The 22,807-nt window shown below is 36.9% G+C and carries 27 protein-coding genes; 12 read left to right on the top strand and 15 right to left on the bottom strand.

Going from position 1 to position 22,807, the window contains the following annotated elements; genetic code table 11:
- Positions 1–53: 53 nt before the first annotated feature.
- Entirely contained in the window at positions 54–791 is a 738-nt protein-coding gene (locus tag PI85_RS02390) for a polysaccharide deacetylase family protein (protein ID WP_036121364.1), read from the bottom strand.
- A 257-nt stretch (positions 792–1,048) separates the two neighbouring features.
- On the opposite strand from PI85_RS02390, the gene PI85_RS25000 reads away from it, so the two are divergent.
- The 4 genes from PI85_RS25000 (at position 1,049) to PI85_RS02375 (ending at position 3,071) form a co-directional block, all read left to right on the top strand.
- On the top strand, positions 1,049–1,171 hold the full coding sequence (locus tag PI85_RS25000; protein WP_255350090.1) for a hypothetical protein: 123 nt from the start codon (positions 1,049–1,051) through the stop codon (positions 1,169–1,171).
- A 151-nt stretch (positions 1,172–1,322) separates the two neighbouring features.
- Positions 1,323–1,625: a YunC family protein gene (locus PI85_RS02385; RefSeq protein WP_008175342.1), complete on the top strand. Its 303-nt coding sequence runs from the start codon at positions 1,323–1,325 to the stop codon at positions 1,623–1,625.
- Positions 1,626–1,750: 125 nt separating this feature from the next.
- Entirely contained in the window at positions 1,751–2,374 is a 624-nt protein-coding gene (locus PI85_RS02380) for a DUF2238 domain-containing protein (protein WP_036121366.1), read from the top strand.
- Positions 2,375–2,426: 52 nt separating this feature from the next.
- On the top strand, positions 2,427–3,071 hold the full coding sequence (locus PI85_RS02375; protein ID WP_036121369.1) for an SIMPL domain-containing protein: 645 nt from the start codon (positions 2,427–2,429) through the stop codon (positions 3,069–3,071).
- Between the two features lie 94 nt (positions 3,072–3,165).
- Here the strand turns inward: PI85_RS02375 and PI85_RS02370 are convergent, their stop codons facing one another.
- On the bottom strand, positions 3,166–4,089 hold the full coding sequence (locus PI85_RS02370; RefSeq protein WP_036121372.1) for a DMT family transporter: 924 nt from the start codon (positions 4,087–4,089) through the stop codon (positions 3,166–3,168).
- A gap of 118 nt (positions 4,090–4,207) precedes the next feature.
- Between PI85_RS02370 and PI85_RS02365 the strand changes: the two genes are divergently transcribed.
- Together PI85_RS02365 and PI85_RS02360 are read left to right on the top strand one after the other, a co-directional pair.
- Positions 4,208–5,548, top strand: a complete 1,341-nt coding sequence (locus PI85_RS02365) for a PLP-dependent aminotransferase family protein (protein WP_036121381.1) — start codon at positions 4,208–4,210, stop codon at positions 5,546–5,548.
- A 71-nt stretch (positions 5,549–5,619) separates the two neighbouring features.
- Positions 5,620–5,862, top strand: coding sequence for a hypothetical protein (locus PI85_RS02360; RefSeq protein ID WP_036121384.1), 243 nt, complete (start codon positions 5,620–5,622; stop codon positions 5,860–5,862).
- A gap of 48 nt (positions 5,863–5,910) precedes the next feature.
- Here the strand turns inward: PI85_RS02360 and PI85_RS23755 are convergent, their stop codons facing one another.
- The 11 genes from PI85_RS23755 to PI85_RS02310 form a co-directional block, all read right to left on the bottom strand.
- Complete coding sequence (locus tag PI85_RS23755) at positions 5,911–6,069, bottom strand: DUF1540 domain-containing protein (RefSeq protein ID WP_004231699.1); 159 nt, start codon at positions 6,067–6,069, stop codon at positions 5,911–5,913.
- 103 nt (positions 6,070–6,172) lie between these two features.
- Positions 6,173–7,057, bottom strand: coding sequence for an AraC family transcriptional regulator (locus tag PI85_RS02355; protein WP_036121386.1), 885 nt, complete (start codon positions 7,055–7,057; stop codon positions 6,173–6,175).
- A 68-nt stretch (positions 7,058–7,125) separates the two neighbouring features.
- Positions 7,126–8,385 (bottom strand): erythromycin esterase family protein, encoded by a 1,260-nt coding sequence (locus PI85_RS02350; RefSeq protein ID WP_036121389.1) that lies wholly within the window; start codon positions 8,383–8,385, stop codon positions 7,126–7,128.
- 18 nt (positions 8,386–8,403) lie between these two features.
- Entirely contained in the window at positions 8,404–9,141 is a 738-nt protein-coding gene (locus PI85_RS02345; RefSeq protein ID WP_036121392.1) for an ABC transporter permease, read from the bottom strand.
- Positions 9,142–9,852, bottom strand: a complete 711-nt coding sequence (locus tag PI85_RS02340; protein WP_036121395.1) for an ABC transporter permease — start codon at positions 9,850–9,852, stop codon at positions 9,142–9,144.
- A complete protein-coding gene (locus PI85_RS02335; RefSeq protein WP_036121398.1) occupies positions 9,849–10,760 on the bottom strand; it encodes an ABC transporter ATP-binding protein in 912 nt (303 codons plus the stop codon). The genes PI85_RS02340 and PI85_RS02335 overlap by 4 nt, the downstream gene beginning before the upstream one ends.
- 107 nt (positions 10,761–10,867) lie before the next feature.
- On the bottom strand, positions 10,868–12,250 hold the full coding sequence (locus PI85_RS02330) for a sensor histidine kinase KdpD (protein WP_036121401.1): 1,383 nt from the start codon (positions 12,248–12,250) through the stop codon (positions 10,868–10,870).
- A complete protein-coding gene (locus tag PI85_RS02325; protein ID WP_036121404.1) occupies positions 12,247–12,915 on the bottom strand; it encodes a response regulator transcription factor in 669 nt (222 codons plus the stop codon). The genes PI85_RS02330 and PI85_RS02325 overlap by 4 nt, the downstream gene beginning before the upstream one ends.
- Before the next feature lie 250 nt (positions 12,916–13,165).
- Positions 13,166–13,408 carry an ankyrin repeat domain-containing protein gene (locus PI85_RS02320; protein WP_338040006.1) on the bottom strand — a complete coding sequence of 81 codons (243 nt, stop codon included), beginning with the start codon at positions 13,406–13,408 and terminating at the stop codon, positions 13,166–13,168.
- Positions 13,409–13,422: 14 nt separating this feature from the next.
- Positions 13,423–13,638, bottom strand: coding sequence for a hypothetical protein (locus PI85_RS02315; protein WP_036121407.1), 216 nt, complete (start codon positions 13,636–13,638; stop codon positions 13,423–13,425).
- A 22-nt stretch (positions 13,639–13,660) separates the two neighbouring features.
- A complete protein-coding gene (locus PI85_RS02310) occupies positions 13,661–14,857 on the bottom strand; it encodes a tetracycline resistance MFS efflux pump (RefSeq protein ID WP_036121410.1) in 1,197 nt (398 codons plus the stop codon).
- A gap of 156 nt (positions 14,858–15,013) precedes the next feature.
- Between PI85_RS02310 and PI85_RS02305 the strand changes: the two genes are divergently transcribed.
- Positions 15,014–15,892, top strand: a complete 879-nt coding sequence (locus PI85_RS02305; protein WP_036121412.1) for a LysR family transcriptional regulator — start codon at positions 15,014–15,016, stop codon at positions 15,890–15,892.
- 194 nt (positions 15,893–16,086) lie between these two features.
- On the opposite strand, the gene PI85_RS02300 is transcribed toward PI85_RS02305, so the two are convergent.
- Positions 16,087–16,527, bottom strand: a complete 441-nt coding sequence (locus PI85_RS02300; protein ID WP_036121414.1) for a VOC family protein — start codon at positions 16,525–16,527, stop codon at positions 16,087–16,089.
- A gap of 310 nt (positions 16,528–16,837) precedes the next feature.
- Between PI85_RS02300 and PI85_RS02295 the strand changes: the two genes are divergently transcribed.
- Positions 16,838–17,683: an aldo/keto reductase gene (locus tag PI85_RS02295; RefSeq protein ID WP_036121415.1), complete on the top strand. Its 846-nt coding sequence runs from the start codon at positions 16,838–16,840 to the stop codon at positions 17,681–17,683.
- A 53-nt stretch (positions 17,684–17,736) separates the two neighbouring features.
- Here PI85_RS02295 and PI85_RS02290 read toward each other — a convergent pair whose 3' ends face one another.
- The gene (locus tag PI85_RS02290; RefSeq protein WP_036121416.1) at positions 17,737–18,120 is read right to left on the bottom strand and encodes a helix-turn-helix domain-containing protein; all 384 of its coding nucleotides are present in this window, start codon (positions 18,118–18,120) and stop codon (positions 17,737–17,739) included.
- Positions 18,121–18,229: 109 nt separating this feature from the next.
- On the opposite strand from PI85_RS02290, the gene PI85_RS02285 reads away from it, so the two are divergent.
- The 4 genes from PI85_RS02285 (at position 18,230) to PI85_RS02270 (ending at position 22,726) form a co-directional block, all read left to right on the top strand.
- Complete coding sequence (locus tag PI85_RS02285; protein ID WP_036121418.1) at positions 18,230–19,414, top strand: MFS transporter; 1,185 nt, start codon at positions 18,230–18,232, stop codon at positions 19,412–19,414.
- A gap of 159 nt (positions 19,415–19,573) precedes the next feature.
- A complete protein-coding gene (locus PI85_RS02280) occupies positions 19,574–20,524 on the top strand; it encodes an ABC transporter substrate-binding protein (protein ID WP_036121420.1) in 951 nt (316 codons plus the stop codon).
- Between the two features lie 78 nt (positions 20,525–20,602).
- Positions 20,603–22,174 carry a helix-turn-helix domain-containing protein gene (locus PI85_RS02275; RefSeq protein ID WP_036121422.1) on the top strand — a complete coding sequence of 524 codons (1,572 nt, stop codon included), beginning with the start codon at positions 20,603–20,605 and terminating at the stop codon, positions 22,172–22,174.
- A gap of 150 nt (positions 22,175–22,324) precedes the next feature.
- Entirely contained in the window at positions 22,325–22,726 is a 402-nt protein-coding gene (locus PI85_RS02270; protein WP_036121424.1) for a hypothetical protein, read from the top strand.
- Positions 22,727–22,807 lie beyond the last annotated feature (81 nt).

The raw sequence follows: 22,807 nt of genomic DNA, 5'->3' as shown, positions 1-22,807 counted from the left end.
ATGGATGTGAAAAACGAGCCATTTCAAACATTGTTGAGATGGCTCATTTTTCATTATTGAACTTGCTCTTGCTGCTGTTTACTTTCAATCAACTCGGATATTGTTACAAATGTGTAGCCCTGCTTTTTTAATGCTGGTATTATCTCCTCTAATGCTTGAATGGTTTGTGTACGATTTCCACCACCATCATGAAATAATATGACATCGCCAGGCTTTGTGCCCTTCATAACCTTTTGTACAATCTTCTTTACACCGGGCTCTTTCCAATCTTGAGTATCCTGATGCCAAGACCACATCACGACCTTGTAGCCATCCTTAACAGCGGCATTTATCATAGCATCTGTGTAATTTCCACCAACAGGACGGAATAAAACAGGGGAAAAACCAGTAATACCATAAATCGTGTCATTCGTCTGTCGAAGCTCTTCTTGCAATTTATTGATGGAAACTTTAAACGGATGTGTATACGTATGATTCGCTAATTCATGCCCTTCTGTATAAGAACGTAAAACAAGCTCTGGATATTTTTCAGCATTTTTTCCAATAATAAAAAAAGTCGCTTTGGCATCATATTTGGCTAATAAATCAAGCACCGCCGCTGTGTATTTGGGATGTGGGCCATCGTCAAAGGTAAGTGCCACTATTTTATCCTCCGTGTTAATATCCCACACAACTTTTCCAGTCTCCTCATAATACGGACGTCCTTTATTAGCATGAGCTTTGAACCCTACAAAAAATCCCGAGATGATTAAAACGAAAACCGTTAAAACCCATACATATTTACGTGTCATAGCATCACCTCCCAAGTCCACATTCACAGAACTCCGTCAACTTACTATTTGCGAATTACCGTTAATTATACTTGTGAGAGACGTCTGTTTTCCTGTTTTAATTATTTCAAAAAAACTTATAATATTGAACGAATTGTGAAACATCACTCATATTCCTTTATTTTTTTCTTTATTCATGTAAAATGAAATCATCATTGATATATAACAATATATAAATTTAATAAATGTTATGTAACAGATAAAAGGAGATACTATAAATGTGGATAATTACCGTATTTGAAGAAAACACGTATCGGATGTTTGAATATACTTCTAAAAGTGAAGCAACCATTGCATTGAGTAAATGTAAACAAACCGCTTTATTGTCTTATACAAAGTAAATGCTAAAAGGAATCTATTCGCCTAGAATAGATTCCTTTTTATTATTTTGATATTAGACTTTTTTCTTTATTACCAAGAGTTTTTTTATTAGAAATGTCGAACACCTTGATAGTTATCGCCATATGTATATAGAGAAAAGGAGTGATTTCAATGGTGACAATTGAACCTATCATGATTAAGGGACATTTTTTCACTGCAGTAGTTGTTCAATTACCTAAAACAACACTACTGACTATTTCTAATAATACTGGCTACATTATGTGCGGCGCATTAGATGTAGGTCTGTTAAATAGTCGCTTAGTTGATCGAAAAATTATTGCTGGTCGGGCAGTTGGTGTGAAAACGATTGATGAGTTATTAACGGCTCCGTTAGAATCCGTGACTTATGAAGCCGAACAACTTGGCATTACAGAAGGAATGAGTGGCGTCGAGGCACTTTTAAAAATGATTTAATATATAAAAAAGCGTCAGTTTTAGAACGAATGACTAGACGCTTTTCCTTTTTTTTGAACCCCTACACTGGTTGAATAAGCAAACTCTCTCTTCCCCATACTGTGGGACAAAGGGAGCGTGTTGTCATGAATAATAATAAGCATTTTAAAATACATGTAACTTTCCTTGCGATTGCTTTAATCGTTTTTATCTGGTCTGTTATTAAACCATCTTCCTACTTAGATTGGCTCGCTGAAGTTAGCCCAGGAATTATTGCGATAATTATTGTAGTTTGTATTTATCCTAAATTCCGATTCACAACCATTTCTTACTTGATCATTACCCTATTATCAATTCTAACTTTCATAGGTGGACATTATACGTATTCAGAGGTGCCACTATTTAATTGGATAAAAGAAGAATTTGATTTGCATCGTAATAATTACGATCGCTTCGGTCATTTTTTAAAAGGCTTAATGACCATTGTTATAAGAGAAATTTTAATTCGAAAAACCCCTCTTACAAAAGGGGCTTGGCTAACAGGTATCTCCATTAGTATTTTGCTTGCGATTGCTGCATTGTATGAAATCATTGAATGGTTAAGCACAAGAATCTCGAAGGGCAGTAAAGGGGCCAAAGACTTTTTAGGGATGCAGGGAGATCGTTGGGACGCTCAATGGGACATGTCTTTAGCCTTGCTAGGTTCCATTATTACCTTGCTTTTATTGACAAAGCTCCATGATAAATATTTAAAGAGATTAAACAAATAAAATCTTTTTTGCATAGTATAAGGAATAAAAATCTTATGAAAGGTGGTATTGTATGTACTATGCACAGCTCCCTCATCAGGCATCCATTCCCCCACGTGTTATAACTGTAACGGGCACTGGGCAGGTAAAGGCGAGGCCAAGCGCCATGCAACTACAAATAGAAGTTCAAACACAAGGCCAAAATGTACAAGAGCCACAGCAGAAGAATGCGGCTACTATGAAGCAAGTCATTCAATCCATTACAGCCCTTGGAATTCCAAGCGAACAAATTCAAACAGCTGCCTATACAATTACCCCACTTTATCATTTTGAAGACGGCCAACAAATTTTCACTGGTTATGAAGTAACGAATGCCATTACCGTCAATGTATCAGATCCTGAACGTGTTGGCTTTATCATTGATACAGCTGTAGAAAACGGGGCAAATCGTATCAGCAACATTCAATTCAAAGTTGACCGTGCAGATGCTTACTATCAGCAAGCATTGAGTTTGGCTTTGCATAATGCTCAAGCAAAGGCAAAAACCATTGCAGAAACTATGCATTTACCTTTGCAGCTCCTCCCCACTGAAATTGTCGAAGAACAAGTTAATACGCCTATTCTTTATCGCTCAATGGCCGTTTCCTCCGATATGACACCTATAGAACAAGGGCAAATCGACATAAATGCCTCTGTCCGCGTGAACTTTCAATATTGATTGATGACCTTAAGCCTTCAGCGAAACAACAGCGGAAGGCTTTCCTACTGTGAATTCCATACCCATTCCATTACAACTTTTCAATAATAAAAGGCTATATTTCTTTATTTATTTCTACCCTCTTCATGCCGAAATAATTTGTTCCTATAACACCCATAACAATCATTACTCCCCCGATTAAATGGTACGTCTGGAAGGATTCGTGTAAAAATAAAACACCTGCAAATATAGTAATAAGCGTAGCCAAATTACTAAAAACACTCATTTTAGAGGCCTCTAATATAGATAGAGCATAATTTGATAAATAAGACGTGCCGAGCGAGGATAATAGGCCTAAATATAAAATGGCGATAATAAAATCAACATGTAGAAATGGCTTAAAAAATTCATGGATAGTGCCCTTCATCATATGATCTCCAATAGCTATCCCATTAAAAATGACAAATCCACATAATGTCATGACATATGTTAATGTCAGTAAAGAATATTGCTTTGTAAGCCTTCTTGCAAAGACGTTATAAATCGATGCCGCAATTGCTGAAAGTAAAACAAACCCACTGCCAATAACATTCCCAGTAGTAGCATTTGCCCCGTTCATCATTAGCATATACATCACACCAAGTACAGAAAACGCAATGGCTACAAGCTGTCCACGTGTAGCTTTTTCCTTTAACAATAAACCTGCTAGTGCTAATGTAAAAATAGGAATCGTTGCTTGAATAATTCCCGCTTCTGAAGAGGAAATTCTAGCAAGTCCAAGCACTTGAAACGTGAAAAAAACTATGGGATACAATATGGCTAAAGGTAAAATTTTTAATAAATCATGTTTTTTTATTGTTAGCTTATTTTTCGTAATTACTAGTACAATAACAATGCTGATGAAAGCAACTGAAAAACGATGAGCTAATGTATCCATAGGGCTTGACACTGTTAATGTAACTTTCACAAATAGGAATGAAAGCCCAATGATCAATGCATACGAAATCGCTGCTATATAGGCTTTTCTTTTTTTGGACATACGACAATGCTCCTTCTCCATCAAATCCGGCCGGTATGGTTATCGTATAAAAAAGTGCACCATTTGACGATATGAAAAAAACACATCTGTACCGATACAGATGCGTTGGAGGTTATATATGCTTAAATATGAATGGATTTATTCACAGCTTATGACTCAAATACAGGCAGGCACTCTTCCATCAGGGGCAAAGCTACCTTCAATCCGCCAGTTATCACAGCAATACTCCTGCAGTAAAAGTACTATTTTAACTTCTTTGAAAAAGCTTGAGGAGCAGCATCTTATCTATGCATTACCGAAAAGCGGTTACTATGTTGTAGACCATCAAGTGCCCTTTCAGCCACAGGTTCAAGACCATATAGATTTTGCTACCTCCTCACCTAGCTGGCATGCTTTCCCGTACCAAGATTTTCAACATTGCATCAACAAGGCAATCGATACATACCAAGCAGACCTATTTAGATACGGGACACCGAAAGGCTTACCATCTCTCATAAAAGAAGCCAAAAAACTATTAACAAATTATCAAGTGTTCACAAAAGAGGAAAATATATTTATCACTTCTGGTGTCCAACAATCCCTATCTTTGCTAAGTATTATGCCATTCCCAAATGGTCGTTCAACCATTTTAGTGGAGCAGCCTAGTTATCATTTGTATATGGATTATTTGAAAACCTATGGAATCCCCGCTATCGGCATTAAAAGAACAACATATGGCATTGATCTAGTTGAATTAGAGCGCATTTTTAGTCATCACGACATTAAGTTTTTTTACACGATGCCTCGCTTGCACAATCCTCTAGGGACTTCATACAGCAAGCAGGAAAAAGATATGATCCGTAAACTTGCCTATCAATATCATGTATACATTGTTGAAGATGATTATTTAGCGGATTTCGACCAAAATTCGAAAATAGATCCCATTGTTACAGATGATACACAGCAGCATGTCATCTATTTAAAAAGTTTTTCTAAAATCATGTTTCCTGGCTTACGTATTGGGCTAGCCGTTTTACCAGACATCTTCATCCAGACATTTCAACAATATAAAAATACCACTGATATTGATAGCTCGATGATTTCCCAGGCAGCTTTAGAGCTATACCTAAAAAGTGGCATGTTTGAACGTTATCAAAAGAAGGTCAGCGAGTCTTATGCCATACGAGCTAACATACTTCAACAATCGGTAACAACTCATTTGGCAAAGTATAGGGCTTCTAAGGAAATCTGTATGCATAGCCACATTATTTTACCAAGACAGGTTAATACCGATAAACTGATCCAGCATTTGAAACAAAGACATATACTTTTAGATTCGATTAACCGCAATTATTTAGAAGAATTTTATCATGAACGAATATTGAAATTAAATGTATCTAATGTGGAAGAGTCAAAAATTGATCTGGGTATAAAGGAAATTTCCTTATCTCTTAACGATCCTAACAATTACTTTTATTAAAAGTCATTCATGAAACCTTCTTGTTCTTCATATATTTAGACATCATAAATTGGTTCAATAAGGAGGATTCAATGCACTCTGAGAAATTGCGACTAAGGAAAATTCAGCGTCTTGCATATGAAATTATGGATGAGATGCACAAAGAAAAAGACCGCAACGAAATGCATAAATTAATCCCGATCATTGATAACTTGTCGCGGGCAATTGGAGATTTAACAGATTCGGTGGGTAAGTACTCATTGGATTATGTAGAGGAAAAAGTAAAAACTGCACATGAACTTTTATTTAATAAAGAAAAGGTCGATGCTTTTTAATAAAGACAGGGAAAAAGGGTAACCATATAAGTGGCTACCCTTTTTTCATTAATGCGTTTCAGGTTCGAATGTTTTACAGTCAGTTTCCTCACTGTTGGAAGCATGTTGTCCCTTCTGGCTGACAACATAAATTTTTTCTGCTGTGCATTTGTTTCCAGAATCCCAAAATGTGCAGTTATTGACTTCACAAAGAATTTCTTGTGCCATCGTTTCACACCTCCTCTATGTTAGCTTTAACAAATTAGAGGTAAACAATACGTTGTTCAACAAAGTCGATTCTCGGTCCACACGCGAGTGTAGCGTATCCAAATCACTCCATGCTAAAGTCTAAATTTGCTGGTTGTTTTGGTAATCGTTCCTGCGTAAGCATATTGGTTGTGGGTACATTATCGTAGACTTCTTCAAAACGGAAGCCATCTGCCCACACTTTCCCTGAGCCAATTAACAACACACCAAAATAAATGGAATCTCCTTCCTCAGGTACATCTAGAACAATAGAATAATGATTCCATTCAGTAGTTCCTGTCACAGAGCGCTGATCCATATTATCAAATTGAATGGTATCACCCGTAACGTTGTCTATGCGCATCCACGCTCCACATTTTGTAGCTTCAGCCGTTTTTAAGTAACATGACATTCTGAGCCGCTTACCTTTATATTCCGCTGCCTGAAAACCCTGCATCATCGTAGCAAATTGCCCATTATTGGCTGCTGCATGGGTGGAAAATAATACACCAGAGCGCTTTCCTGAATGAAATACCTTATCATCCGTATGAAATTGATATAATTCTGGATTTCCGCCACTTAGCACCCAGCCCGTAACCTGTTCATTTAATTCCATCAACTTTTCCTCCTCCAACATAGCTAGTGATTGCATCAATCTTCGGTACTTTCCTGGTGGCAAAGCATACACCTCTTTAAAAGCTCTTGTAAAAGCCTCTTGAGATTGAAACTGAAATTTAAAGGCAATCGTTATTATCGATGCATTGGAGTATATTAAACAACTGGCAGCCATAGCTAATCGGCGCATCCGAATATATGCACCTATCGTCAGCCCTGTTTCTTGTTTAAAGATTCGACTTAAATGGAACTTCGAATAGCCGGTAATATTCGGCATACACTCAAGTACTATTTCTTCCATCAATTGCTCCTCGATATAAGTAATAATTCTTTGTGTTGCCTGACTATACTCCATATTGCTCACCTCACTTTTATCATAATGGCGAAGAAAAGAGATTTTTTGATGGAGATTGCTATATTTGACTAATCCGTTACTTTTGTTGGTGTTGCTTCCTGTACAATTATCAGACCGTCATATGCATCTGCAGGTGTCATTTTAATGGTATAAAGCATTTTTGTAAGCTTATACCAAGGACGAAAATCATCGCCTATATTGCCCATTCTTTGCTCCTTTGTAAGAATATTGGATAGCTCTTCTGATTGACTAGCCTTTTCAAAATCTACATACAAGATGTTGTCATTGATATCACTAAAAGCATCCACTAGAGCATTATGATGTTCAATCGTATACTCCTTACGTTCACCAGACCCATTTGGTGCTTGGAATGTATTTTTCACAAAATCCGTACCAATAGCAAAGTACTGATTTTTATAATGCTCATTTAAATATTGTCCCATCGACTTATAACCAGCCATTGTAGCAGACGTTTTATCTATATGACCATTATGTCCAGACATCAATACTTTATCATGGCCCTTCGTCGCTTCGAAATCAACAATCCATTGTAAATTTTGAGCTAAGTATTCATCACGTAAATTCATGTAATTACCATCGTTTAAAAACAATTGCGTACGTTGCTTTAAAATTTGTGCATATTGCGCCGCAAAAGAGAAGGCATCCTTTGATGACTTTTTCTCATAGACTTCTTTGTTTGATTGTAAATCTTTGATGATGGCATCGATTGTTTTATCAAGCTCTACTAACTGGCTATTCGATAAATCTCTCATTGTTTTATTGGACACATGTTCTAACTGAGCCGAATATTGCTTAGCCGTTTCAGCATCGACATCCGCATAATAATCAAGTAAACCCTTTTTGCTATCATCATAGCGTTGCATATCATTACCATAAAAATAAATTTTATCTTCCTCCTTGGCCGTTAAGTTATAGTCATGCATCCATTGCACAAAGTCCACCATTTGTTCAGTTTGATAAATGCCGTAATCCAGTGCTTTAATAGCATCTTGCGCCGTGCCAACACTATTGACAATAAATTGATTTATCTTTTGGGCACCCCCGAAATCCCCCTCTAAAACAAAGACGCGAACATTTTCATTCTTCATCATTGCTTCAAATAGATCCTTTTTTAAGGCTTGGAATTCCACATTTCCATGTGTTGCCTCTCCAAAGCCAATAATTTTTACATCATCAGGTATAGTAATATCTTTTATTTCACTACTATATTGTGAGGCATCTTTGACAGCCGCCCCCTGTCCACAGCCACCTAAAACTGCTAGTAGTATACATGTAGTTAATATTCTCAAACTTCGTTTCATTTTCATGTCAATTCTCCCTTAAGGTTAAATGGCTTTTCGTTGGAAGTAGTAATACCCACCAAGGAAAAATAGGATGAAGCCACCACCGACAACTGTTAACAATTGCTCCCATGGTACAAAAAACACATCGTCTGTGCTGCCACCAATATACATCATCGAAAAGGGCTGTGCCCAAGGATAGTAAGGTCCAATACGTTCAGAGTTAATAGCAAAAATAGAGGGTAATGTAAATACCACATTGACTGCAAAAGGAGCGGCAAAACTTTTAAACATAATCGACATCCATAATTGAAGGGCTACTAAAGGCAATGTCGCTACCCATCCTCCCACAATACTTTTCCACACAATCTCCATTGGGAAAGGATCCGTATAGCCCTTGATCATCCCAACAGTAAAAACTGAACATAAATACAATAACTGCATCGCCATAACAAGCAGTACAATTAACACATATTTAGCGACAAATATTTTCCCCCTCGTTACAGGTAATGCTAATAGCTGCTTCCAGCCTCCAGATTGATGTTCATACCTACAGATGAGACTAGCAAAGACCCCCGTAATTAGTGGTAAAAATAATAAAGCATATGTTAAATTCATGGAGAACAAAGCAATATACCATTCATTGATTGCTACTCCTGACATATTATCTTCTAAATTGGCCGATAATCCGATAAATAGCCCAATAATGGGTCCTGCTAAAATGATCGGTACCATCTTTGATTTACGTAGCTTATACCATTCAGCTCGCAGTATAGCCGTCATTTACTTCACGTCCCTTCTTGCAAAATCAATCATACCAACCATATAGAGGAAGATACCTACTCCTACTCCTAACATGACATTGATGGTCGGCTCATCCCATTGATTCATCAATGACGGCCATTTCCATATCATCCAATCTGGTAAAACATAGGAAGAATAGGCAAAAATCACTCCGAAAATACCTACAGTAATAGGTATCCCTTGATTATGGCAAACACTTGCAATCCACAGCTGGAGAGCTAGAATTGGCAATGCTGCTAGAGCTGGAAAGTAACTATACTTGGCGAGCTCTAAGTAAGGTATCGGTTCGCTTAAGCTTAAAAATAGTCCGTAACTCAGTGTGAAAAGCATTAACAGTGTTGAAGACAAAAATAACAGAATCGCCAATACTGTAAATTTAGATAAATACACGGATAGTTTAGAAACAGGTAAGGCGATGAGCTGTTTCCACGCATTTGTCTCGTTTTCAATACTCGCCATGAATGACGTTAGGATAGCAATACCTAGTACAATGGCTAGCGGTGTAAAGGAATGAATATTTTGTAAAAAATAACCCCAATCATCATCGCTCTGCTGTAAAAGGTAGTCTTTCCTCACACCGTAATTGACCATTTGCAGAGCAACTACACCAACGGGACCTAAAATTGTTAAAAACCATAAACCTTTGCGTTTAATTTTTAAAAAATCAGCAGTTAATAATTTACCTATCATAGCACTAGCTCTCCCGCCGTCATTTGCAGGAAAATATCCTCCAATGAGCGTTTCTCTTCCTCTACTCGAAATACTGAAATACCCTCCTGAACAAGTACCTGAACAATATGGGCTACTTTTTCGTCAGAGCATTCCTCTAAGAAAATGACACCATCCTGATAGTCTGCCTTAATGCCATTTGCTAATAGAGAACGCCATCCTTTTTCGCTATTGCTAACTTTAAAAATAACCTTTGGTTGTGCAAATTTACGCATTTCCTCAATGGAATCTTGAAAAATCAATGTTCCCTTAGAAACAATGCCTACCTGTGTAGCCATTTGATCGATTTCTGATAATAAATGGCTGGAAATAATAATGGTCATGCCGTATTCCTTCGGTAGTCTTTTAATTAAATTGCGAATTTCAATAATACCTGAAGGATCAAGACCATTCGTTGGCTCATCTAAAATGAGTAACTCTGGGTTGTGCAATAAAGCAGCAGCAATCCCAAGACGTTGTTTCATTCCTAGTGAAAAGCCCTTTACTTTCTTGTTGGCAACTTCCTTCAAACGGACAATTTGCAGAACTTCATCGATTCTAGATTTAGGCACGCCTAGTATTTTTCGTAGGGCCTCCAAGTTCTCATAGGCTGTCAAATGGGGATAGTAAGATGGATTTTCAACTAATGAGCCCACGTTCGCTAAAATTTGAATACGGTCCTTCGCAATGTCCTTTTGAAAAATTTTTATTGTCCCTGAGGATGGTTTCATTAGACCAAGAAGCATGCGAATCGTTGTTGTTTTCCCCGCTCCATTAGGTCCTAAAAATCCGTAAATTTCACCTTTGCGTATTTGCAAATTTATATTTGATACAGCTTGTTCTTTTCCAAAGTATTTTGATAAGTTTTGTGTTTGTACGATAAATTCCAATATCCTCACCTCATTAACTATCATAAGAATAGAAGTTTAAAAACAGGTAAGGGCTAAGTTTAAATTTTGTTTAAAAAGCATTTTTTCCATAAAAAATCTGCGAGCTTTTACTGATCAAGCTTCGCAGATGGATTTGCATGTTTTATTATAATTTTTGTACCCGATGGTTCTGAACAAATATCCCACTCTAAATGCATGCCCTTTACCATAACATCTACAATGGATAGGCCAATCCCTGCACCCTTTGCATTCGATTCATTTTTCATACCATTTCCCTGATCCTCAATAATAAATGCCGTATAACTACCTGTTGACTCTGTTTTCACACCTATATATTTCCCGCTATTGGCGTGTCGCAGTACATTTTGGAAAAGATTATCTAATATACGCCCTAACCAAATGGGGTCTACACACCATTCTTGATGTTCGAATGCTTGTAGCTCAATATCTATGGTAAATCCCTCACGCTCAAAAACTGGGTACCATGTCGTCAGGTGCTCTCGAACAAAACGAATAGCATTGATTTCTTTCGGTTCAAATTTATATTTACTTGCCATGAGCAATGTGTAGGACATTAGATTTTCAATTAAAGCATCAATATTCACGATAGATGTTTCCATCGCCCGTAACGCCTGCTTACCTTCCTCTGACAATGTTTCTTTGCTAATGGAGTAAGATTGAGCTCTTACCTTTGTTAAAGGTGTCCGCAAATCATGTGAAAGATTCGCAATTAGCTCTCGTCTTAGTTGCTCTTCTTTTTGCTGACGTTGTTTGCTTTCTCTTAGCTCACAAACCATTCTGTTGAAACTATGCTCCAGTTGCCCAATTTCGTCCTTTTTTTTCACATGGATTTCAATAGGTAAACCATCTACATCCCGTATTTCCATGGCATCTTGAAGATGTAAAAGTCTCTTTCGGATTCCTTTGAAAAATAACAAGGAGACGACAATGAAAAAAAGAATAATCGCAATCACACCAAAAAATAAGAGGTTGCCGTAGTTTTCATAAATATTGATAAGTGGTGGATTAAATACGTTTCTTGGAACTTCTAACACAATAAAACCATTGGATACATCATCACCTAAGAAAGCAATAACAGTAAATGGATCTCCTCCATATCGCTGTTTTATAAATTTAGTAGTAAATGCAGGTGTCCACTTTGCTGGAAGCTCCTCCTGCACATTTACCGTAGTCAATAATGTCCCGTCTTCACTTACCCAGAACATAGAAGCCGTAGGTAATTGCTCTTGCCACTTTTGAAAAAGCTGGGTAATGGCATCATTTGATACATTGTTTATATTTTTAGACTGAGCATGCCATTGCTCCTCAATTTCACTTTCCAAAAGGATCTCACTAGAAAACTCTCCTACCCCTGTCTTCGTAATTCCTAATACAAACATAGCTGTCCCCATATAAGAAATTTGAACAATGGATAAGGCTAATATAATGATCAACATATATTTAGCTAGTAGTGATCGGAAGAATTTCATAGTTTCACCCTATACCCAATCCCTCGAATCGTTTCGATAATCATTGGCTTTGCAGGATTTATCTCTATCTTTTCTCTTAAATATCGAATATGTACCATCAATGTTTTATCACCTTCGATATAGCTTTCACCCCAAACGCCCTCATAAAGTTGCTCTTTCGTTAAAATTTGATTGAGGTGGCGAATAAAATACTGTAAAAGATAAAACTGTTTACCCGTCAAGAGAATTTCTTCTTCAGTCAATGTATTAATAATTCTCATATCTTTTGTATACATTTTAAGATGCTGTAGTTCCAGCACATCATCATTTTTTTGGTATCTTCTCAGTAATACTTCAAGCCTTGCTACTAGTTCATCTGGATGGAAAGGCTTTGTTAAATAATCATCTGCGAAATTCAAGCCTTCTATTTTATCTTCGACTGCCGTTCTCGCCGATAGCATTAGAATCGGGAGTTCTTTATTTTCCCTTTTAATTCTTTTACCGATGGAAAATCCGTCTAACCCAGGTAACATCACATCCAGTATGGCAATATCCTTTGAGGCAATATGTTGCTCAATACCATCCCCAGACTCTAGCCATGTTACCTCATAGCCCCTTTCAGTTAAATCTTTACTAACCCAATGTCCTATTTCCTTTTCATCCTCTATGTATAATATACGAATCAATGTTTCACCCTCCTTATGCCTATATTGAAAGATATACTAAAATACCATATTTTGCATTATACATTTATCTTAAAATGAAGTACAAGATAAATTCCATACATGGTTATTATATGGTAATCTTCTACTTATTTTCTTCCTATTTTTTATGAGGGCATGAAAAAACGCAACTTTTTATTGCTTGAAAAAGTTGCGTTTTCTGTTTACAGAATGTTGTATAGCTTGAATCGAACATTCCACTCCGTAGACCTATCTATTGTTTTGCCCCTGCTTGAATAAGAATGTTGCTAATTTCCTGAAATCCTCGAGATTGTGCATGCTGAAGGGGGGAGATTCCCTTTGCATCTGCCAAATGAACATCCGCTCCATGTTCAATCAATACATGAATAGCTTCCTGATATTTGGGGCCACCATCCCCATAGATGATTGCTTCTAACAATGCCGTCCAGCCTGGTTTATTCATATGGTTTACATCGACATTTGTATACTTAAGAATTTCTCGAACATTCTCTACATAACCATGCTCTGCTGCGGGAAAATATTTAATTCAATATCTTCATCAGCTATTAATTTGTAGACGGCCTCTCGATCTCCCTGTTCGGCCGCTTGTAGTAGCTGATTTCCCACTAGTCCAACTTCTTTTTGAATATCCTTATGGTCGTTTGATGTACACGCTTGGAGGAGGAACACGATTCCTAAACATACTATGAACCATTTTTTTATCATGTCAGTGTTTAGCTCCTTTTGGCTATTGCATCGTACTTTTATGTTGTAATGGATCTCTCCGCAGCTTTCCTATTCGTTTCATCGAGATAGCGCTACTTACGATGAGGACCAATGCTCCAAATAAATACGGGAGATTCAAATGAAGATCAAATAATATTCCAGCAAGTACGGGTCCAAAAATTTGCCCGAGACTCATATAAGCATTGTTTAAGCCTGCCACAAAGCCCTGTTCATTCCCTGCCTCTTTCGATAAAAGAGTATTAATGGTCGGCCGTAAAATATTATTAAATGAGAAGTATAGCATCGTTATTACCATGATGTAGTAAAAATTAGCGGACAGCAGTAAAAGGACGAGCGCCGTAGCCGAAAATAGAAGCATACTACTAATAATATGCTTTTCTTCAAACTTTTTAGTAAGCCAGCTTGTTAATAATAATTGATTCACTGTTCCAACGAAGGAACAAACCATAAATAAAATAGAAATTTGTCTTGTTGTAAAACCATACTTCTGTGTGACTACTAACGGATAAGCAGTTTCAAAGTGAGCCAGTCCAAACGTCAGTGAAAATACCATAAATAGTAAAATAAAATAGGGAGATTTAATAGATTGTGCAAGCTGTTGAAATATATTTTCCTTTTTTAAATTTGATTCAACATATCGTGTAGTCCTTTGTGATTCAGGTAATAAAAATAAACAGCTAATGGCTGCTAAAACACCAACAATAGCTGACGTAAAGAACGGAGCTCTTGTACCTAACTCTGCTAACAGCCCTCCTAAGCCTGGTCCAACAATAAATCCTGAAGACATGGATGCCCCTAAAAATGACATCGCCCTCGATCGCTTTTCTTCAGTGGTAATATCTACGATGTAAGCCATTATAGAAGGAACCAATGCTGCTGATCCCATCCCCCCAATAAAACGTGAAATAAGAAAAATGGTGAAATTACTTGCTAGAGCTCCAACTAAATTGGATAACGCAAACAAAATTAGACCACCAATGATCATTGGCTTTCGGCCATACTTATCAGAAAACCTCCCAGCTATAGGTGAAAATAAAAATTGTGTTAATCCGAAAGCAGATACTAAATATCCTGCTGCTTTACCACTTGCACCGAACTCAATCAGCAACTGTGGAAGAATCGGTATGACAAGACCTGCACCAAGCATAGCGAGAAACATATAAACTAATAGAAGTGGAAATACGGTTTTAGTTGGCATAGTAGTTGTCCCTTTCACACATATGTGCGAAAAAATGGAGACGTATCTCCTTTTTTCTTTTATACAAATATGCTAACATGGCACTAACTATATGAAAAATATTTAAAAAATATGTTTTACTTAGGTTTTTCGAATAATAAGGAGGTGCACTTTTAATTGGATATTCGACAACTACGATATTTTATTGCGATTGTAGAGGAAAAAAAGATTTCTGCTGCGGCCGAAAGGCTACATATTTCTCAGCCTCCATTAAGCCAGCATTTAAAAGCGATGGAGGAAGAACTAGGCTCAAAACTAGTGGAGAGAAGTGGAAAATATTTTGAAGTCACTGAGGCTGGAAAAACCTTATATAAATACGCACTTCAGGTTGCTCAATTAATGGAGGAAGCTGATGCGGAAGTTAAAGATGTAGGGTTAGGCATTCATGGACGATTAACACTAGGCATTAATACGTTTTCGGTAGTTGAGCTCCCTCCATTATTACATCAATTTCAACAACACTATCCCAAGGTAACTTATAAGATCCAGCAAAATGAATCCTCTTATCTCTGTAAGCTTGTAAGAGACCGTATAGTAGAATTGGCTATCATTCGATTACCTTTAGAATTAGATGATTTCTCTGTTCTTCATATGTATACAGAGCCATTTTACTTTATTCAATCCGACAAAAATGATCGGCTAGAACATGAGGTGACACTGGCAGAAATTCAAAACTGGCCACTCCTTTTACCAAGTACTGAAGGGTTAGGCGTTCACTATTCAATATTAGAAGCCTTTTCCCGCTTCCAATTACAATCCCATATCGTGGGTGAATGTTCAGATACCGCACTTTTAATGAATTTAATTGCTACGGGATTTAGCTCCTCTATCGTACCTGAAACTATTCTAAAGCAATATGGAGATTTACCACTTCATGCATACAAAATACCGTCAGAAGAATTATCCACCTCTGTAGGACTCGTATGGTTGAAAAATCATTACTTATCAAAAGCCGCTCAAAACTTTGTTGATTTAATGAGAAGAAATTATTGTTAAATACATCACTATGTCGCTCAACAACAAGCTATTTTCAAACTGTAGACAAACTATTAAAAATATTGAGCTTGTCTACAGTCTTCTCTACAATGAAACATAGTGAAACTGTTACTTTTCTCGGGAGTCGTCGCCCTATAGGAATCCCCCACTTATTCCAAAATAGACGATCTTATTATGTGAGCTACATATGACCATTATTGAATAATTAGCATATCGTTCTCATCGAACTGCCACATATCGCCGTAAGCAACTTCCCAATAGAAGCCATTCGGATCTTGGAAGTAGCCACTATAACCACCCCAAAATACAGTTTCAGGCTCTTTAACAATTTTTGCCCCAGCCTTTTTGGCTAATGCAAAAATACTGTCCACCTCTTCTTTTGATTTACCATTATAAGCAAGAGTAATTCCACCAAAGCCATGGCCAATTTCAGGTGGGTTTGCTTCATTAATATCTTTAGCCAATCTTTTAATTGGAAATAGTGATATTTTTGTCCCTCCATTATTAAAGAACATAACATCAGGATTTGTTTCCTCTCCGTAAACTACAACCTCAAAACCTAAACCATCTCGATAAAAAGCGAGAGACTCCACCATATCTTTAACACCTAATGTAATCAAATTTAAACGATTCATCTTCCTACCCCTTTTACAGTAATACTACTTTAATTCTGCTTAAAAAGAAAAAACCCTTTTATTATGAGATTCCCTCTCTGTCCCGTTGCTTTTTGTATAGCAATCATCGTTAGACATTAGTTTAGCTACTAGAAACGTCCTCCGTTTGTAAATATGACAAATGAAAAAAATTATTCCCCCCAAACCTTTGTCAACTCACAAAAGTTACCTTAACGTTTCTATGAAACAAAAATGTACGTACTTTTTTTTACCCTTATAGGACATCATAATGAAGGAGCAATAAGCAATCAAAACAATTGGAGGAATCACAATGATTAATCATTTACAAGATACAATCACATTAAATAACGGTTTACAAATGCCTGGTATAGGATTAGGTGTTTTCCAAGTAGCAAATGACGCTACTGCTGAAATGGTTAAAAACGCTATAGAGGTTGGCTATCGTAGCATCGATACTGCTGCTATTTATGGCAATGAAGCTGGTGTAGGGGAAGGCATTAAACAGGCGCTAGTATCGACTGGCTTACATCGCGAAGATCTGTTTATAACATCAAAAGTGTGGAATGACGGATTAAGCTACGATGAAACGATTGTTGCCTATGAAGAGAGTCTACAAAAATTAGGCTTAGATTATTTAGATCTTTACCTGATTCATTGGCCAGGTAAAGATAAGTTTGCTGAATCTTGGAAAGCTCTTGAAGACCTATATGAACAAGGGAAGATCAAAGCAATTGGCGTATGTAACTTCACTGTGGCACACTTGGAAAACTTATTATCGTTTGCTCGTATTAAACCTGTTGTAAATCAAGTGGAATTCCACCCACGCTTACAGCAAGTGGAGCTTCGTTCATTCTGTAAAGAGCACCAAATTCAACTTGAAGCATGGGCTCCTTTAATGCAAGGTGGGCTTCTTGAAGATGAAACGATTTCAAAAATAGCAACAAAATACGGAAAATCAAACTCTCAAGTTATTCTGCGCTGGGATGTACAAAATGGCGTGATTACTATCCCTAAATCTGTGCGTAGAGAACGCATGATGCAAAACGCCGATATCTTTGACTTTACTTTAACAGACGCAGAAATGGCTATCATCAATGCGATGAATCTTGAACAACGAGTTGGACCTAATCCTGATGAATATGACTTTGCTTTATAAGCATTAAAAAGGAAAAGAGACTGTCTTTTGTATGACAGTCTCTTTCCCCCTCATTACGATGTTTGCTGCATAGCTATATCATCATCACGTTGTTTTAACAGTACATCTTCGCCTTTATCCTGTAATACTTCAACATGCTTCTCGCCCCAAGTGCAAAGCATGTTTAAAATAGGTTCCATTCCTTGTCCATAAGGCGTTAAGGAATATTCAACTTTCGGTGGCACTTGATTGAAGACCTTTCGAAGGATTAATCCAGCTTGCTCTAACTCTCTTAATTGACTAGTGAGCATTTTTTGCGAGATTCCTGGAATCAATCGTCGAAACTCATTTGTACGAATTTTACCATGGTGATTTAAATGACAAAGAATGACTGGTTTCCATTTACCACCAATGACTTCAAGTGTAGCTTCTACACCAATATTATAAATTTTTTGCATTGTAAACCCCCGTAATATTCAAAAGTAACCAAAAGTACTCTACATATCTTATAGGTATGTATGAATATTACTACACATGATAAAAAAAATCAAAGGAGATATAAGTAGTATGTCACAATCAAAAAAGCCAAATGCTAAATTAACTTTACTAGCACTTGCAATCAGTGCTTTCGGAATAGGGTCCACTGAATTTATCAGCGTTGGGCTTTTACCATTAATTACAAATGACTTCGGTATTTCTTTAAGCACAGCTGGCTTAACTGTTTCAATATACGCATTAGGCGTTACTGTTGGAGCTCCATTATTAACAGCCTTAACATCTCGCCTTAGTCGAAAAACTGTTTTATTGCTTGTCATGACAATCTTTATAATTGGGAACTTAACCGCAGCTATGGCACCAAATTTCTCAATTTTATTAATAGGACGTATTATTTCAGCATTAGCACACGGTGTGTTTATGTCCATCGCTTCTGTCATAGCGGCTGATGTAGTTGAACCAAATAAACGCGCAAGTGCTATTGCCTTTATGTTTACTGGACTAACATTGGCTACTGTGACTGGTGTCCCACTGGGTACATTTATTGGACAAGTAACAGACTGGCGTATGTCGTTCATCTTTATTGTTATTATAGGAATAATTGGTTTAATTAGTAATGCTTTGTTAGTACCAAGCCAATTATCAAAAGGTAACCCAATCTCAATTCGTGATATCGGTAAAGTATTAGATAATATTCGAATGTTATTAATCCTTTTCATTACAGCAATTGGATACGGTGGCGCATTTGTTGTTTACACGTATGTTTCACCTATATTAGAGCAATATATGGGTTATTCGCCACACGCGGTCGTTATTATATTAGTTGTCTATGGTATTTGCGTGGCTATTGGTAATACACTAGGAGGCCATTTTGCAAATCAAAATCCACTTCGTTCCATCTTTATTATTTTTGTAGGACTTGCATTAGCTTTACTTGGCATTGGCTATACTCTTGAATCGCCAATTATCGGGTTAATCATGGTACTAATAATGGGCCTATTTATGTTCATGAATGTCCCAGGCTTGCAACTATATGCAGTTATACTGTCTGAAAAATATATACCATCAGCTATTTCAATGGCCTCTGCATTGAATATTTCTGCTTTCAATATTGGTATATTTTTAGGTTCCTATATTGGAGGCTTTATTATTCGTCATCAATCATTAGCACACACGCCTGTTTATGGATTCTTTATGGTTATGCTTGCAGCGATCGTTACACTCTTATGGCTACTTTTTGATAAAAAGAAACAATAGTGCTCTAAACTTCATTTTGTATAAAAAAGATGTAGAAAATATGTATTGTTTGTTTTTATGTTGTATCCTATAATTTATTTGAATCAAACGAGAATGATTATCATTCTAAATTAAGATAACATTCAATCTGTTTTAGTAAATTTATAGGAGTGAATTGCCATGCGTATCAGTCGATATTTTACATTTGTACTTTTCCTTGTACTGATGTTCGTTTTAAGTGCCTGTGGTTCAAATGAAGCACAAACAAATTCCGAAAATGAGAATCCACCAAAAGAAGATACACGAGTTGTAGAAGATGAGTTTGGCGAAGTAACAATTCCAACAAATCCACAGCGAGTAGCAGCCATCTATATGGAAGATTATTTAACTGCCCTAGATGTCAAACCCGTTGTGCAATGGTATCACCCATCCTGGGGGAAACAAGATTATTTAGGCTTAGACGTACCTGAGTTTGACGTTACAGGTAGTATGGAAACATTACTTCAAGCTAAGCCGGATTTAATCATTGTAGATGGTGCCGCAGATAAGGCAAAGTATGAAGAATATTCTAAGATTGCGCCTACTTATCGCTTAAAAGAAGAAATACTACAAGATCCACGGGAGATTGTAAAAACGATAGCTGATGTTTTAAATATTCCTGAGAAAGCAAATGAAATCGTTGATAAATATGAGGAACGTGTTACTAATTTAAAAGCTACGTTAGATGAATCAGTTGGTGACGAAACTGTTGCCGTTGTTCGTCTAAATGTTGCCGATAAAACATTGGCATTATTCGGAATGAAGAATCGTTACACGGGATACATTTATACGGAAGCTGGTTTAACTCCACATCCATTAGCTCGTGATATGACAGAGTTCCACGAGGTCTTGTCTGAAGAAGCTATTCCAGAATTGGATGCTGATCATATTATACTCTTCCCTTCAAATGGCACTTGGGAAACCGAGGAAAATCAAGAGGCGATTAAATGGTTAGATAGTACACTTTGGAAAACAGTTCCTGCTGTAAAAAATGGACAAGTTTATATTGCTGATCGAACTTATTGGCAGTCTGGCGCCATTACTGCAAACCTACGAAAATATGATGATCTTGAAAAATGGTTCGTGAAATAATTTACAAAAGAAAGCTCTTTAGGGGGCTTTCTTTCTGTTGTTTTCCAAATTTAAACTTTACTTAGGAGTGCATGGACAATGGGTACTTTAACACAAATCTATCATTTACAAACTATTTCATATACTATTCTACCAGCGGATATGCAGCCATATAGCCATACATACTATTCGCTTTTCATCCTTATTAGTGGTAACGGAACACTTAAGACAAATCATGAAACTATCCACCTTATGAAAGAAAAATGTGTGATTATTCCACCTAATTGCCATGTCGAAATTCACACTGCAAATGAGCCCCTCTGCTTATACCAATTGACATTTAACACGATTTATCTTAGTAAATCCCATGCCCCTACTAGTCTCTTTACAAGTGTTAGAGAACTACGTCTCCTTCCCTTTTCTCAATGCAATAGACTATTAGAAGCTATTTATCGGTGTCGTCAAGCAAAGGATGAACACACTATTTTTGAGCAGCATGTTCGTTTCCAAGAATTAATGCTATTTATTTTTGAACAAAACCAACCAAAGCCTATACTACAAAATGATCGTCAATCTGTAGAGCAATCCATTCAATATTTGCACAAACACTTTGGTAGGGATTGGACTGTTGAACAATTAGCAGAACTTGCAAATGTTCCAAGATGGAGTTACTCTCGTATTTTTAAAGATATTACGGGGCAGATTCCTCTTCATTATTTAAATAGTATACGTATTGAAAAAGCCAAACAATTATTAATGACAACTAATGATCGTGTATTTGAAATTAGTCAGTCCATTGGTTTTAATAACGAATATTATTTCAACCGTCGTTTTAAAGAGCATGTAGGTATTTCCCCAGGACAATACAGACGAAGTCAAAGTAATAATGTACGTGTATTCGCACCGTTCTTAGAGGACTTTTTTGTAGCTTTAGGTATTACACCCATTGCCCAATTTAGTCATTCCAAGTGGGGGAAACAAGACTATTTAGGTTTGCAGGATGTGCCCGATATCGATGTACAGTACGGAGAAGTGGATCGTCTCTTTCACTATAAACCAACTTTAATTATGTTAGATGCCGGTATAGAACGTTGGGAAGCTTGTCTTCATTTAAATAAGCTAGCCCCAATCTGTCACCTAGACCACCCTGGGGAAGACTGGCAATCGACCCTCTTTAAAATTGCTGACTTAACAGGAAAAACAGCTATGATGCAAGATATTATCTTGGATTACGAGGATAAGGTACAGAAGGCTCGACAAATTCTCGGTAAATCCGTTTACGGGCAAAGTGTGGCATTTCTTCGTATTTCAGCGATTGGCATTACGCTGTATGCCGGCCCTGAATGCGGTTATACAGGGCCAATCCTATACCGTGACTTAGGCTTAACGCCTCACCCATTAGTATGGAAAATACCGCTAAATCAGCGTAAAGCTCATCTGACTTCCGATCAGCTGCTACAGCTAGACGCGGATCTTTTATTCATCACCTTCGACAAGCAGCACTCCATTTATGAGCATGAAGAGCGTACTATTTTAAAATCTTCCATGTGGAAAAACCTAAGTGCAGTTAAGAGCAGCTGTGTTTATGAGGTCGATTTTTTAACTTGGATGAATTATGGAATCCTATCACATAGCAAAAAAATAGATGATGTTTTAAATGTTCTTGGCTAAAGAACAACAAGGAAGCTTGCTATGGCTTCCTCTTTTGTTTGTGTAGCATAGCATGTTGTACACTCCTGTACAGAAACATCTTTATCCAAACACCTAAAAAGATCATGATACATAAGATAAGATATCAGCTTTTGGATAGGAGGAATTGAATTGTATTATAATCCTTATCCGTATTTTGTTCACCCCTACCATTACCCAATACCGTCAACGGCCCATCACCTTGTAGCTAGACCCTTTTCTCAACATTTAGCAATGCCGACCAGTAATAGTCCCTTTCCCTCTATTGATACACAAAAATTAATATCTTCAGCTACGCGGATAAAGGCGATTATGCAACAAGCACAATTACTTACGGATAAAATTGATAGTTCTCAACAATTTGCCCATGATTTAAAAAATGCTGCACAACTTTCAAATAAAACAGAGGTCGAAAAATTGATTACATCCACAGGCATCACTACAAAATTCGAAACCAACTATACACCAGATAATTTTAGAATACAGCTTATGGATAGTGATTGCTGTAGAGTAACGTTAATTTTAAATTGGTAAATAAAAATTTTAACCATGTAATCCTATAAAAGTTGTTAACTATAAAAATATATGCTAAAGTATTTGTACTGTTATTTCTGA

The sequence above is a fragment of the Lysinibacillus sp. A1 genome, assembly GCF_000801965.1.
GTDB classification, from domain to species: domain Bacteria; phylum Bacillota; class Bacilli; order Bacillales_A; family Planococcaceae; genus Lysinibacillus; species Lysinibacillus fusiformis.
The sequence above is the reverse complement of the archived record's forward strand: the minus strand, read 5'-3'. Positions and strand labels throughout refer to the sequence as shown.